This is a genomic window from Streptomyces sp. NPDC054840 (genome assembly GCF_053611065.1).
In genome coordinates, this window is the sequence record NZ_JBSGZP010001110.1 from 1 (window position 1) to 1,360 (window position 1,360).

The following is a 1,360-nucleotide window of genomic DNA, read 5'->3' on the forward strand; positions in this document are numbered from 1 at the left end:
GGTCACCCACACCTTGCGGGTCGAGCCGGCGGCGCCGGCACCGGGGGCCGCGGGTGCGGCGGCCGCGGCCGGTGCGTCGACGAGCGCCCCGTCGACGCGCAGCTTCAGGGGCGCGGCCAGCCCGCGGGCCCCGTGCACCAGGTCGGGGCGTACGGCGATCACGGCGCCCACGGTGGCCGCGGTGATGGCGGCCTCACCGATGCCGATGAGCACGTGCACACCGACCATGGCGGTGATCACCTTGCCGATGGGCACGTCGGTGGTGCCCCCGATGGCGTAGACGGCGGTGAAGGCGGCGGCCGCGGCGGGCACGGAGAGCAGAGCGCCGGTGAAGGCGGCCGCGGTCACGGAGCGGCGGGTGGGCGGCAGGATCCCGAGCAGCCCGCGGAAGATCGCGTAGGCGGCGACGACAGTGACGACGCCCATGACGGTGACGTTGACGCCGAGGGCGGTCAGGCCGCCGTCGGCGAAGAGGATGCCCTGCATGAGCAGGACGACGGACACGCACAGCACGCCGGTGTACGGGCCGACGAGTATCGCGGCGAGCGCCCCGCCCAGCAGATGGCCGCTGGTACCGGCGGCCACCGGGAAGTTCAGCATCTGGACGGCGAAGATGAAGGCGGCGACGAGACCGGCGAGCGGCGCTGTGCGCTCGTCGAGTTCGCGGCGGGCGCCGCGGAGGCTGACGGCCACCGCGGCGGCGGCCACCACTCCGGCGGCCACCGACACGGGTGCGTTGATGAATCCGTCGGGCACATGCATGGAGTGGCTCCGCTTCTTGCTCAGTCTTTAGCTGTTCAACCATAGTGCCCAGTTGCAAATCATTGGCAAGAGCGGCTCCCTCACAAAGAGAAGCGCGCGGTTTCGTGGGAATGTGCGAGGCTGGACGGGACAAACGGGCGCAAATGTTCCGATTTCGAGGAGTCTTGTCGATGTCAGCCACCGCCGAGAATCCACCAGCGACCGCGACCGCAAGCGCCGTTGAGGAGCGGGTGAGCGCCCGTGTGATCACGGACGATCCCCTCTACCGGACCATCCCGGTCGCCCTGCGCTTCGCCGCCGCCGAGCCGCTGGCCGTACGGATCGTCTTCCCGGCGGGCCTGTCCCCGGAGGGCACCGACAACGAGTGGGTGTTCCCCCGGGCCCTCCTGGAGGCCGGTCTCCTGGCTCCGACCGGCACCGGGGACGTACGCGTCTGGCCCTGCGGCCGCGTCCAGGCGGTCGTCGAGTTCCACTCCCCCGAAGGCGTCGCCGTGGTCCAGTTCGACATCGCCGCGCTGCGCCGGTTCCTCCGCCGCACCTACGCCCCCGCCGTGTCCGCCACCCGTCAGGCGTAACCGGGCCCGGCCCCGTACCGCCC

Annotated in this window: 2 protein-coding genes; one reads left to right on the forward strand and one right to left on the reverse strand. The window is 71.9% G+C overall.

Features of this window, described 5'->3' with window-relative positions; genetic code table 11:
* The coding region (locus ACWGIU_RS37955; RefSeq protein WP_453712647.1) for an energy-coupling factor ABC transporter permease at positions 1-762 on the reverse strand (762 nt) is incomplete at its 3' end.
* A 170-nt stretch (positions 763-932) separates the two neighbouring features.
* Here ACWGIU_RS37955 and ACWGIU_RS37960 point away from each other — a divergent pair.
* On the forward strand, positions 933-1,337 hold the full coding sequence (locus ACWGIU_RS37960; RefSeq protein WP_453712649.1) for an SsgA family sporulation/cell division regulator: 405 nt from the start codon (positions 933-935) through the stop codon (positions 1,335-1,337).
* The last annotated feature ends 23 nt before the right edge of the window (positions 1,338-1,360 follow it).